This is a genomic window from Nocardioides luteus, from assembly GCF_015752315.1.
Taxonomy (GTDB): Bacteria; Actinomycetota; Actinomycetes; order Propionibacteriales; family Nocardioidaceae; genus Nocardioides.
Genome location: NZ_JADOVJ010000001.1, coordinates 4,835,005 through 4,847,262 on the forward strand (window position 1 = coordinate 4,835,005; position 12,258 = coordinate 4,847,262).

Here is a 12,258-nt window from a genome sequence, read left to right on the forward strand (position 1 = left end):
GTCGTGCCGGTCAGTTCTCGGGGAAGGCAGATGTGCGCGATGTCACCAGACTCCGGAGGAACGATGAACAAGCGCGTTTTCAGCGCCCTCGCCGCAGTTGCGGTCGTGGGAGTGACGCCGGTTGTCCTCTCCCCCTCGACGGCCACCGCCGCCGAGGAGACCAGGACCCCGGCTTCCGCCAGCGTGAAGCAGAAGATCGACAACAAGCCCGATGCACTCCACACCAAGCGCACCGAGCTGAAGCAGGCCGCTGCCGAGGCCCTCGCCACGGGTGAGAAGAAGACCGTCACCAAGAACGGCAGTGAAGTCGTCAAGATGGGCAAGGGCGACAACACCCGCTGGGTCGAGCACCAGCCGACCGAGAAGTCCCAGCTGCTCAGCTTCCTGGTGGAGTTCGGCGAGGGCGGCAACCCGGCGTTCCCCGACAACACCTCGGGCCCGCTCCACAACGAGATCGAGGCTCCGGAGGATGGCGACAACTCCACCTACTGGGAGTCCGACTTCTCGCGGGCCCACTACCAGGACATGTTCTTCAACGAGGACGCGCACGCTGAGTCCTTCCACAACGTCTACAAGGAGATGTCGAGCGGCCGCTTCGACCTCCAGGGTGACACCAGCGACTGGGTGAAGCTCCCGCACGCCGCGTCCTACTACCAGAGCGAGACCGGCGACGAGACCGCCAGCTCGATGAAGAACTTCATCCAGGACAGCGCCAACGCCTGGTACGACGCCCAGAAGGCCGCCGGCAAGACCGACGCCGAGATCGTGTCCTACCTGAAGGACTACGACATCTGGGACCGCTACGACATCGACGGTGACGGCAACTTCAACGAGGCCGACGGCTACATCGACCACTTCCAGGCGATCCACTCCGGCGAGGGCGAGGAGGCCGGCGCCGACCCGTGGGCCATCTGGTCGCACCGCTGGGCCGCGAACGCCTCCGGCTCCGACGGTCCGGCGAACTTCCCGAAGGTCGGCGGCGTGCAGATCGGCAACACCGACATCTGGATCCGTGACTACACCACGGAGCCGGAGAACGGCGGCCTGGGCGTCTTCGCGCACGAGTTCGGCCACGACCTCGGTCTGCCGGACTTCTACGACACCGCCGGCGGCGAGAACGGCACCGGCTTCTGGACCCTGATGAGCTCCGGCTCGTGGCTGGGTCACGGTGACGGCGCGATCGGCACCACCCCGAACCACATGGGTGCCCCGGAGAAGCTCTTCCTCGGCTGGCTCAACTACGACACCGTCGAGGCCGGCACCGCCAAGAAGCTCGCGCTCGGCCCGTCGTACCACGACACCGGCGCCAAGACGCCGCAGGCGCTGATCGTCAACCTGCCCGACGGCGAGAAGACGTACGACGCCGGCGACGGTTCCTCCGGGCGCTCGTTCCTCTACTCGGGCAAGGGCGACGACCGTACGGCCACCGCTGTCAGCCCGTCGATCACCGTCCCCGCGGGCGGCACGCTGTCGGCGAAGGTGAAGTACGACCTCGAGGCGGAGTACGACTTCACCTTCCTGGAGGCCTCCACCGACGGCGGCACCACCTGGTCGACCCCGCTGGCGACGAACCTGTCCTCGGCCGAGTACAACAACGGCATCCACGGCACCTCGGACAGCTCCTGCACCGGCAACTGCGCGACCAAGGACCCGGTCGAGTGGACCAACCTGACCGCTGACCTGTCCGCGTACGCCGGTCAGAACGTGAAGCTCCGCTTCCGCACCGCCAACGACGGTGGCCTGCACTACTACGGCTTCGCGATCGACGACCTGGCCGTCGGCTCGGCCTACACGACCGACTTCTCGTCCTTCGACGGCTGGACGGTGAACAAGTACTTCGAGCTCACCGACGGCACCTACACCCTGCCGTACAAGCACTTCTACATCGCCGAGAACCGGCAGTACAAGGGCTACGACAAGACGCTGGCCGAGGGTCCGTACAACTTCGGCTACGCCGTCACCGCGCCGGACAAGGTCGACCACTACCGCTACCAGGACGGCCTGCTGGTCTGGTACCAGAACGGTCTCTACACCGACAACAACACCTCCGCCCACCCCGGTGGTGGCCAGGCACTGATCGTCGACGCCACGGCCGGCGTCCAGAAGTGGTCGAACGGCACCCTGTCCCGTAACCGGATCCAGGGCTACGACTCGACCTTCGACGTGGACCGCACCAACGCGCTCCACCTCGAGAGCGAGATCGCCGGCGCTCCGAACAACGTCCTCGACATTCCGTCGCGGAAGGGTGTCACCACCTTCTTCGACAGCTCGGAGACGGCCTACTGGAACGCCGACAACCCCCGCCACTCGACCAAGACGGCCGGTAGCGGCGTGAAGATCCAGGTGCTCTCCTCCGACGAGAGGGCCGGCATCATGAAGCTCAGCGTCTCCTGACCTGACTCAGCCGTGACAGAAGGGCCCGAGGCGATCGCCTCGGGCCCTTCTTCCGTCTGCCGGTCAGCGTCCGGAGATCACCAGGTGCCGCCGAAGGCGGTCTCGGTGTTGGTGTTGACGGCGTTGCAGAGCGCCTCGAGGTCGTCGCCGCGTACGTCGGCCATCACCCGCATCGTCGCCGGGATCATGTAGCTGGAGTTGATCGCGCCGCGGTGGGGGTGGGGCGTTAGGAAGGGCGCGTCGGTCTCGACCAGGATCCGGTCCTGGGGCACGATCGCCAGGGCGTCGCGGAGGTACTGGGCGTTCTTGAACGTCACCGTGCCGGCGAAGGAGAGATAGGCGCCGCGGTCCAGGCACTGCCGGGCGAACTCGGCGTCGCCGGAGAAGCAGTGCATCACCCAGCGCTCCGGCGGACCGACGCTGTCGATCACCTCGAGCACCGCCTCGTGGGCGTCGCGGTCGTGGATCATCAGGGTCTTGTCGAGGCGTTTGGCGATGTCGATGTGGCGCCGGAACGAGTACGCCTGGGTCTCGCGGCCCTCCTCGTCCGTGCGGAAGAAGTCCATCCCGGTCTCCCCCACCACGCGCACCTTGTCGTGCGCCCCGGCGAGCTTCTCGATCTCGTCGAGCGCCGCCTCGAGGTCGGGCTGGCGCGGAGCGTCGTTGGGGTGGAGCGCGACGCCGGCGACCATGTTGTCGTACGTCTCGGCCGCCTCGACCGCCCAGCGAGCCCCGGGCAGGTCGCAGCCGATCTGGACCACCCTGGTCACGCCGACCGCCGCCGCCTGGGCGAGCGCCTCCTCGACCGGGAGGCTCTCGTCGCCGCGGACGATGTCGAGGTGGGTGTGGTTGTCGACGACCGGTGCGGGAAGTGGCTCGGGTGCCGGGGCGAAGCTCATGCTCACCAGTCTTCTACACGCTCTTGTGGACGAGGTCGTAGACCTCACGTTTCGGTACGCCGGCGAGCCTGGCGACCTCGGCGATGGCCTCTTTCCTGGTGCGGCCCTCGCCCTCCAGGTCGGCCACGGCCTCGCGCAGGCTGCCCGGGTCGCTGCCGATCTCGGCGGACGGGTCGGCGCCGGTGACGACGATGGTGACCTCACCTCTCACGCCCTCGGCGGCCCAGGCCACCAGCTCAGCGAGGCCGCCGCGGCGTACTTCCTCGTGGGTCTTGGTGAGCTCGCGGCAGACGGCGGCGGCGCGGGTGTCGCCGAAGGCCTCGCGCATGGCCTCCAGGGCCGCCTCGGTGCGGTGCGGAGCCTCGAAGAAGACCATGGTGCGCTCCTCCTTCGCCAGGCTCGCCAGACGCCGCGAGCGCTCGCCCGCCTTGCGCGGCAGGAAGCCCTCGAAGCAGAACCGGTCGACGGGGAGGCCGCTGACGGCCAGCGCGGTCAGGACGGCCGAGGGTCCGGGCACCGCGGTGACGTGTACGTCCTTCTCGACCGCCGCCGCGACCAGCCGGTAGCCGGGGTCGGAGACCGATGGCATGCCGGCATCGGTGACCAGGAGGACCCGGTTGCCGTCGAGGAGATCGGCGAGCAGCGCCGGCGTACGTGCGCTCTCGTTGCCCTCGAAGTAGGACACGATGCGACCCTTGAGCTCGACCCCGAGATCGGTCGTCAGCCGACGCAGGCGACGGGTGTCCTCGGCGGCGATGACGTCCGCCGTGGCCAGCTCGGAGGCCAGGCGGGGCGGGGCGTCTTCGACACGTCCGATCGGGGTCGCCGCAAGTACGAGCACGCCGTCCTCTGGAACTACCACACCGATATTGTTGCAGGCTTATAAGGTTCCCTCGTGACGACGACGGTGACCGAGGAGCCGGAGCCCCTGGAGGGCCTGGCCAGCACCCCCTCGGGTCACCTCCTCCCGACCGCCTGGGAGCGCGCCCGGCGCCGCATCAGCGGCTCGCCGCGAGCCGGCTGGATGGCGACGATCGGGATCACCGCGCTCGCGTTCCTGCTGCGGCTGTGGCACCTGAGCACCCCGAAGGTCTTCGCCTTCGACGAGACCTACTACGCCAAGGACGCCTGGGCGCTGCTGGAGTTCGGCTACGCGCGCAACTTCGTCGAGGGTGCCGACGAGAACATCCTGGCCGGCCAGCTCGACGGGCAGTTCGCCGACGGACCGTCGATGATCGTCCACCCCGACGTGGGCAAGTGGCTGATCGCGATCGGCATCAAGCTCTTCGGGATGGACCCGTTCGGCTGGCGGATCGCCTCGGTCGTGGTCGGCTCGCTCCTGGTGCTGCTGACGATCCGGTTCGTACGCCGCATCTCCGGGTCCATGCTGCTCGGTCTCGTCGGCGGCATCCTGGTCACCTTCGACGGGCTCGCCTTCGTGCTCTCTCGGCTGGCCCTGCTCGACCTCTTCGTCGCCTTCTTCCTGCTGCTCGCGGTGCACCTGATGGTGATGGACCGCGACTGGTGCCGGCGCCGGTTCTCGGCGCTCGCGCCCACCCAGCTCTCCGCGCCCGGCGCCTGGGGGCCGGTCCGGCGGATGCTGTTCCGCCCGTGGCTGCTCTGCTCGGGCATCGCCTGGGGCCTGGCCATCGGTTGTAAGTGGGAGGCGCTCTACCCGCTGGCAGCCTTCGGCCTCCTCTATGTCGCCTGGTCCGCCGGGATGCGGCGCTCCTTCGGCGTACGTCTCTCCTGGCTGCGCGCCTGCGTGGCCGACGGGCCGACGGCGTTCGTGCACCTGGTGGGCGTCGCGCTCGCGGTCTACGTGATGACCTGGATCCCGTGGATGGCCCACGCCGACGTCTACGAGGGCGCGCTCTCGGCGACGCAGTACACCCGCTACACCGGCGAGGGGCACTGCGAGAACAAGTCGTACGTCCCCGAGAACCTCAACGACAACCGCTGGCCGACCGCGACCGAGCCGGACGCCTCTGGCCTCGGCGAGGTCAGTCAGTCGCTGCGGTCGCTCTGGTACTACCACCGCGACGTCTACACCTTCCACACCCACTTCCTGGAGTGCGCCGAGCACACCTACGGCTCGCATCCGATCGGCTGGCTCGTCCTGAACCGGCCGGTCGGGGTCGCCGCCGACACCGGGATCCTGTCGGGCTCGAAGTCGCGTGGCGAGATGTGCGAGGCGACACCCTCGGCCGATCCCGACGGCAACGGTCCCGAGGAGGCGGGGACGTGCCTGCGGCAGGTGCTCCTGCTCGGCACCCCGGTGCTGTGGTGGGGCGCGTTCGTCGCGCTGATCGTCTCGGCGTTCCTCTGGGTCGCCGCGCGCGACTGGAGGTTCGGGGTCGCCGTCGTCGGGGTGCTGTCGACGTGGCTGCCGTGGCTGCAGTACGCCGGGCGGCCGATCTTCTCCTTCTACATGATCATCGCGCTGCCGTTCCTCGTGCTCGGCCTGTGCCTGTGCCTGGGCAAGCTGCTCGACCGGCCGCCGTCTCCGGTCGGCGGCAGCTCCGGTCACCGCCGTCGGGTCGGCGGCGCCGTCGCCGGTGGCATCTTCGTGGTGCTGGTCGTCCTCAACTTTGCCTGGTTCTGGCCCATCTACACCGACGAGCTGCTCACCCGGCAGGAGTGGCTGACGAGGATCTGGTTCAAGCGATGGATCTAGACCATGTGGTACGCGGCCGGGTGCCGCGGCCGGGAGGCTTCGACGACCTCGTCGTGACCGTCTCCGCCGGAGTCGTCGCCGACGTGCGGACCGCCGTCGACGGCGATCCGGAATCGTCCGGGATCCTGCTGCCCGGTCTGGTGGACATCCACAACCACGGTGGTGGTGGCGCGTCCTTCCACTCCACCTCGTCCGACGAGATCGCCGTCGCCGCCGGGGTCCACCATGCCGCCGGTACGACCACGTTGCTCGCCTCGACCGTCACCGACGCGCCTGAGCGGTTGCTGTCGGTGGTCTCGGCCTTGGCCACCGCCGCGGAGGACGGTCTGATCGCCGGGATCCACATGGAGGGGCCGTTCCTGGAGCACTCCTGCCGCGGGGCGCACGATCCCGCGATGCTGCTCGCGCCGGACGCCGGTCTCGCCCGTGAGTTCGTCGAGGCCGGACGGGGTCACCTGCGGGTGATGACCCTGGCCGCGGAGCTTCCCTGGGCCGACGAGGTCGCCTCGGTGCTCACCGAGGCCGGGGTCGTGGTGGCACTGGGACACACCGCGGCGTCGGCTTCGCGGGCTCGTGCCTTCCTGTCCGGGCCCGGGAGCCTGGTCACCCATCTCTTCAACGGGATGCCGCCCGCGCACCATCGCTCGCCTGGGCCGGTGCTCGGCGCTCTCGGAGCCGCGGGTATCGGCGATGCCTGTGTGGAGCTGATCGCTGACGGCGTACACCTCGATGACGAGACGGTCCGGGCGGTGATGTCGATGGTGCCCGGCTCGGTCGTGCTCGTCACCGACGCGATGGCCGCGGCCGGGATGGCCGACGGCGACTACCAGCTCGGCCCGCTGTCCGTGGAGGTACGCTCCGGGGTCGCCCGAGTCGCCGACGGGACCGGCAACGGGTCGATCGCCGGTGGCACCTCGCGCCTCATCGACCAGGTACGCCGCCACGCGGCCGCCGGGATCGACCTGGCCATGCTCATGAAGGCTGCCGGGTTGCGGCCGGCCTCGGTGGTCGGGCTCGACGCGGGCCGCCTCGAGCCCGGTGCCCGCGCCGACCTGGTGGTCACCGACGAGTCGCTGCAGCCGACCCGGGTGATGCGCGGCGGGGCCTGGCTGTCCGCGTAGGCCGGGCTCGTATCCTGAGCACCATGTCCTCCACGGAGTCCTCCTCCCCACTCGTCGCCGGGCTCGTGCCGAAGTGGGCGGTCGCGGCCTTCGCGGTCGACGTCTTCTTCGTCCTCCTCTTCGCCTTCGCCGGGCGCCAGTCGCACGACTCCGGCCCGGCGCTCGTCGTGCTCCGCATCGCCTGGCCGTTCCTGGTCGGGCTCGTCGTCGCCTGGGCCGTGCTGGCCTGGCGCCGCTGGCCCGCGCTCCGCGCCTGGCCGGCGGGCGTGGTCGTCTGGCTGGGGACGTACGGCATCGGGATGGTGCTGCGCGGCCTCACCGGCGAGGGCCTCGCGCCGGCCTTCCTCGTCGTCTCGATCCTCTTCCTCGGCCTCACCCTGGTCGGCTGGCGTGGCTACGTCAGCGCCAAGCTCCACTACCGCTCGAGGCGCCTCGCCGAATAGGTGGTTGCGGCGGCCGAGACCGTAGAAGTGGCGGACGAAACTGTGGTTTCGTCGCCCAGAACTGCAGTCTCGGCTAGAGGGTGGCGGCAGCGGCGACGGGGTCGAAGCCGAAGGGGAGCTCCAGGCGGTGGGCGCGCATCAGGTCGGCGTTGGAGAGCACATCGACCGTACGGCCCTCGGCGGCCACGACGCCGCCGTCGAGGATGACGGAGCGCTCGCAGAGCTCGAGTGCGTACGGCAGGTCGTGGGTGACCATCAGGACGGTGACGTCGAGGTCGCGGAGGATGTCGGCGAGCTCGCGGCGGGAGGCCGGGTCGAGGTTGGAGGACGGCTCGTCGAGGACCAGGATCTCGGGGTCCATCGCGAGCACGGTGGCCACCGCGACCCGACGGCGCTGACCGAATGAGAGATGGTGGGGCGGCCGGTCGGCGAAGTCCTCCATGCCGACCTTCGCGAGCGCCTCGGCGACCTTCGCGTCGAGGACCTCCCCGCGCAGGCCGAGGTTGGCGGGGCCGAAGGCGACGTCCTCGCGGACGGTGCCCATGAACAGCTGGTCGTCGGGGTCCTGGAAGACGATGCCGACGCGGCGGCGGATCTCCTTGATGTTGGCCTTGGTGACGGGCAGGCCGCTCACCGCGACGGACCCGGCACCCGCGAGGTGGATGCCGTTGAGGTGCAGGACCAGCGTCGTCTTGCCGGCCCCGTTGGGCCCCAGCAGCGCCACCCGCTCACCGCGGTGGACGTGCAGGTCGACACCGAAGAGCGCCTGATGGCCGTCGGGGTAGGCGAAGGCGAGGCCGCGTACGTCCAGGACTGGAGTGGTCACCGGGGCATTCTCCCTGTGTAGCCGCGCGAGACCATGGCCAGGTGCACCCGCTCACCGCGCTCGAAGGAACGGATGAACAGCGCGCCGACCGAGCGGGCGAGCACCGGCCAGTGCAGCGGGTTGCGGGCCACGAAGCCTCGGGAGGCGCGCGCCACCGCCATCCGGCGCATCTCGTCGGTCACCACCTCCAGGTAGCGCACCATGAACGCCATGATCTGCACCAGCTGCTGAGGTAGCCGCAGCCGCTCCAGGCCGTGGACCAGCTCCTGCGGTGTCGTCGTCGCGGCCAGCAGCAGGCCCGCGATCACGCCGAGCGTGCCCTTGGCCAGCAGCCCCCACGCCGAGAGCAGCCCTGACTCGCTCAGGCTCAGCCCGAGCACCTCGATCCGCGGCCCGTGGGAGATGAACGGCATCAGCACCGCGAAGACCACGAACGGCGTCTCCACGACCATCCGCTTCAGCACCCATCCCGGACGCACCCGGCCCACCGCTCCGACCGTCACCAGGACGGCGAGAAAGAAGGCGTACGCAGCGAACCACTCCCGCGGGGTCGCCACCACCACGAGCATGAAGCCGACCAGGGCCAGCACCTTCACATGGGCGGGCACTGGCTCAGGCCTCGTCGGAATTGGCGGCGCGGCGGCGTACGACCAAGGCGAGGCCGCCGGCCAGCACGAGCACCACCACGGTGCCGATCACGCCGGCCAACCCGCCGGAGAGCCGCTCGTTGTCGACGCCCTTCGTGCCGTAGTCGGCCAGCGGGCCGTCGGCGGCGCCGTGGTCGGAGGCGCTGTCGAGGAAGCCGGTCTTGCCGGCGACGTACTCGAGGCCGTCGGGGTGGGCGGAGGCGTAGTAGGAGACCACGCCGGCCAGGAGCAGGGCGACGACGGCGATGCCGACGGCGACCCACCTGAACGGGACGTGCCTCTTCGTCGTCGTGCTCATGCCACCGACTCCTTGGGCTTGATGACCAGGTCGCGCTCGGTGATCACGCCTCGGGCGGCGTAGACGAGGTCGGGGCGTACGGACAGGATCGCGCCGACCGCGAGGAACGTGATCACGCCCTCGCCCAGGCCGATGAGGGTGTGCCAGCCGAGCATCGCGGTGGCCAGCGTCGTCAGCGAGATGTCGGCGGTGCCACCGACGGCGTAGAGCGCGGTGAAGACGAGGGCGGCCGCCGGGACGGAGACGAAGGCGCCGATCGCCGCGGCGGGCGCGACCAGGCCGACCCGCTTCGGCAGCAGCTTGATCAGCACCCGGCTCACCAGCCAGCCGACGACCACCGTGGTGACGGCCATGAGGAGGATGTTGGTGCCGAGGGCGGTGATGCCGCCGTCGGCGAAGAGCAGCGACTGCACGATCAGCACGACCGAGACGCACAGCACCCCGGTCCACGGCCCCACAAGCACGGCCGCGAGGGCGCCGCCCATCAGATGTCCGCTCGTGCCGGCCCCCACCGGGAAGTTGAGCATCTGGGTCGCGAAGACGAACGCGGCGACGAGGCCGGCCAGCGGAGCGGTCTTGTCGTCGAGCTCGCGGCGCGCGCCGCGCAGCGCGACGCCGACCGCGACGACGGCGACAGCGCCGGTGGCGATCGACGTCGGAGCGTCGAGGAAGCCGTCGGGGACGTGCATGGTCACCTCTGGGATCTGCGTGGGGTCGGTCGAAGGGGAGCCCGAGACATGGGAACTGCTAACGCGAACTTATCGCAATAGCCTCGCGCGCGCACTGTCCGGTCGGATAGTGGATCAAGACGTCAGAGGTGTCAATCGACGCCAAATGAATACTTCTCAAGTCATGACTGTCCGCGTAACGTCGAGGGCATGAGCAGTGCCGCCAACGACATCGTCATCTGCGAGCCCCTCCGCACCCCGGTCGGCCGCTTCCTCGGCGCCCTGGCGCCCCTGACCGCCACCGAGCTCGCCACCACCGTGCTGCGCGAGCTGGTCGAGCGCACCGGCCTGCAGGAGGGTGACGTCGACGACGTCATCCTCGGCAACGGCTACGCGAACGGCGAGAACCCCGCGATCGGCCGCATCGCGGCCCTCGACGCCGGCCTCGGCACCGGCGTTCCCGGCCTCCAGATCGACCGCCGCTGCGGCTCGGGCCTGCAGGCGATCCTGTACGCCGCGGGCTCGGTCGCCACGGGCGCCGCCAACCTGGTCATCGCCGGTGGCGCGGAGTCGATGTCCAACGTCGAGCACTACGCGCTCGGGCTGCGCGGCGGGGTGAAGCAGGGCGGCATCGAGCTGCTCGACCGCCTCGACCGGGCCCGCGAGACCGCGGGCGGCAAGGACCACCCGATCCCCGGCGGCATGATCGAGACCGCCGAGAACCTGCGCCGTGAGTACGGCATCTCCCGCGAGGAGCAGGACGAGTTCGCGCTGCGGTCCAACCAGCGCGCCGTGGCCGCCCACGAGGCCGGCAAGTTCGCCGACGAGCTGGTCCCGGTGACCGTCCCCGGCGGGCGCCGCAAGCCCGACGTGGTGGTCGACCGCGACGAGCACCCGCGCGCCGACATCTCCCTGGAGAAGCTCGCCTCGCTGCGCCCGGTCCGGCTGAAGATCGACGAGGAGTCGACCGTCACCGCGGGCAACGCCTCCGGCCAGAACGACGGCGCCGCGATGTGCGTCGTGACCACCCGCGCCGAGGCCGAGAGGCGCGGCCTGACTCCCCTGCTGACGCTCAAGTCGTGGGCCGTCAGCGGCTGCGAGCCCGAGCGGATGGGCATCGGCCCCGTCCTCTCCAGCCGCGCCGCGCTCGGCCGGGCCGGGCTCACCCTCGACGAGATCGACCTGATCGAGCTCAACGAGGCGTTCGCCGCCCAGGTCCTCGCCGTGCTGCGCGAGTGGAAGATCGACGCCACCGACGAGCGGCTCAACCCCAACGGCTCGGGCATCTCGCTGGGCCACCCGATCGGCGCGACCGGCGCCCGCATCCTCGCCACCGCTGCCTATGAGGCGCAGCGCCGCGAGGCCCGGTACGTCCTGGAGACGATGTGCATCGGTGGCGGGCAGGGGCTCGCGGCGGTGTTCGAGTCGGTCCGCTGAGCAGCCGGCACGCTTCGTACGGAAAATCTCGAGAGAGCAGAGAAGACATGGGTCTGGACAAGGTGGTCGGGTCGGCCGCGGAGGCGGTCGCCGACATTCACAGCGGGGCCAGCCTGGCCGTGGGTGGCTTCGGGCTGGTGGGCATCCCCTGGTTCCTGATCGAGGCGCTGCGCGAGCAGGGGGCGGACGACCTGATGGTCGTCTCCAACAACTGCGGCGTCGACGGTGCGGGGCTCGGGCTGCTGCTCGACGACCACCGCATCTCCCGCGTGATCGCGAGCTACATCGGCGAGAACAAGGAGTTCGGCCGCCAGTACCTGGCGGGCGAGATCACCCTCGAGCTCACTCCGCAGGGCACCCTCGCCGAGCGGATGCGCGCCGGCGGCAGCGGGATCGGCGCGTTCTACACCCCGACCGGCGTCGGCACGATGGTCTCCGACGGCGGCCTGCCCTACCGCTACAACCCCGACGGCACGGTCGCCGAGGCCTCCGAGCCGAAGGAGGTCCGGGAGTTCCACGGCAAGCAGATGGTGCTCGAGGAGGGCATCATCACCGACTTCGCGCTGGTGCGGGCGACCCGGGTCGACCGGGCCGGCAACGCCCAGTTCAACGCCTCCACGCGCAACTTCAACGTGCCCGCCGCGATGGCCGGACGGGTGACGATCGTCGAGGCCGAGGAGGTCGTCGAGGTCGGTGAGATCGCCCCCGCCGACGTACATCTCCCCGGGATCTTCGTGAAGCGGATCGTCGCCCTGACTCCCGAGCAGGCGGCACGGAAAGACATCGAGAAGCGTACGACGCGCGGCGAGCGCCCCACCGACACCGCATCGAGCAAGGAGGCCTGAGTC

12 protein-coding genes are annotated in these 12,258 nt (G+C 70.0%); 6 read left to right on the top strand and 6 right to left on the bottom strand.

Annotated features, from left to right (window positions below; translation table 11 throughout):
• The first annotated feature begins 63 nt into the window (after positions 1-63).
• Positions 64-2,394 carry an immune inhibitor A domain-containing protein gene (locus HD557_RS23125; protein WP_196875611.1) on the top strand — a complete coding sequence of 777 codons (2,331 nt, stop codon included), beginning with the start codon at positions 64-66 and terminating at the stop codon, positions 2,392-2,394.
• Between the two features lie 77 nt (positions 2,395-2,471).
• Here the strand turns inward: HD557_RS23125 and HD557_RS23130 are convergent, their stop codons facing one another.
• Positions 2,472-3,293, bottom strand: coding sequence for a TatD family hydrolase (locus HD557_RS23130; RefSeq protein ID WP_040756893.1), 822 nt, complete (start codon positions 3,291-3,293; stop codon positions 2,472-2,474).
• Positions 3,294-3,306: 13 nt separating this feature from the next.
• The gene (rsmI, locus tag HD557_RS23135) at positions 3,307-4,155 is read right to left on the bottom strand and encodes a 16S rRNA (cytidine(1402)-2'-O)-methyltransferase (protein ID WP_196875612.1); all 849 of its coding nucleotides are present in this window, start codon (positions 4,153-4,155) and stop codon (positions 3,307-3,309) included.
• Positions 4,156-4,188: 33 nt separating this feature from the next.
• Between rsmI and HD557_RS23140 the strand changes: the two genes are divergently transcribed.
• The 3 genes from HD557_RS23140 to HD557_RS23150 are packed head-to-tail and all read left to right on the top strand — an operon-like array spanning position 4,189 to position 7,534.
• Positions 4,189-5,970, top strand: a complete 1,782-nt coding sequence (locus HD557_RS23140) for a dolichyl-phosphate-mannose--protein mannosyltransferase (RefSeq protein ID WP_196875613.1) — start codon at positions 4,189-4,191, stop codon at positions 5,968-5,970.
• Positions 5,961-7,091, top strand: a complete 1,131-nt coding sequence (locus HD557_RS23145) for an N-acetylglucosamine-6-phosphate deacetylase (RefSeq protein ID WP_196875614.1) — start codon at positions 5,961-5,963, stop codon at positions 7,089-7,091. Before HD557_RS23140 ends, HD557_RS23145 begins: the two co-directional genes overlap by 10 nt.
• A gap of 23 nt (positions 7,092-7,114) precedes the next feature.
• The gene (locus HD557_RS23150; protein ID WP_008362609.1) at positions 7,115-7,534 is read left to right on the top strand and encodes a DUF3054 domain-containing protein; all 420 of its coding nucleotides are present in this window, start codon (positions 7,115-7,117) and stop codon (positions 7,532-7,534) included.
• A gap of 73 nt (positions 7,535-7,607) precedes the next feature.
• Here HD557_RS23150 and HD557_RS23155 read toward each other — a convergent pair whose 3' ends face one another.
• Genes HD557_RS23155 through HD557_RS23170 form a run of 4 tightly spaced genes read right to left on the bottom strand, consistent with a single transcriptional unit; the run spans position 7,608 to position 9,994 of the window.
• Complete coding sequence (locus HD557_RS23155) at positions 7,608-8,360, bottom strand: energy-coupling factor ABC transporter ATP-binding protein (RefSeq protein ID WP_196875615.1); 753 nt, start codon at positions 8,358-8,360, stop codon at positions 7,608-7,610.
• Positions 8,357-8,968 (bottom strand): cobalt ECF transporter T component CbiQ, encoded by a 612-nt coding sequence (cbiQ, locus tag HD557_RS23160; RefSeq protein ID WP_196875616.1) that lies wholly within the window; start codon positions 8,966-8,968, stop codon positions 8,357-8,359. Before cbiQ ends, HD557_RS23155 begins: the two co-directional genes overlap by 4 nt.
• Before the next feature lie 4 nt (positions 8,969-8,972).
• Complete coding sequence (locus HD557_RS23165; RefSeq protein WP_196875617.1) at positions 8,973-9,305, bottom strand: PDGLE domain-containing protein; 333 nt, start codon at positions 9,303-9,305, stop codon at positions 8,973-8,975.
• Positions 9,302-9,994, bottom strand: a complete 693-nt coding sequence (locus HD557_RS23170) for an energy-coupling factor ABC transporter permease (protein WP_196876522.1) — start codon at positions 9,992-9,994, stop codon at positions 9,302-9,304. Before HD557_RS23170 ends, HD557_RS23165 begins: the two co-directional genes overlap by 4 nt.
• Positions 9,995-10,183: 189 nt before the next feature.
• On the opposite strand from HD557_RS23170, the gene HD557_RS23175 reads away from it, so the two are divergent.
• The gene (locus HD557_RS23175) at positions 10,184-11,410 is read left to right on the top strand and encodes an acetyl-CoA C-acetyltransferase (RefSeq protein ID WP_196875618.1); all 1,227 of its coding nucleotides are present in this window, start codon (positions 10,184-10,186) and stop codon (positions 11,408-11,410) included.
• 47 nt (positions 11,411-11,457) lie between these two features.
• Entirely contained in the window at positions 11,458-12,255 is a 798-nt protein-coding gene (locus HD557_RS23180; RefSeq protein ID WP_196875619.1) for a CoA transferase subunit A, read from the top strand.
• Positions 12,256-12,258: the final 3 nt, after the last annotated feature.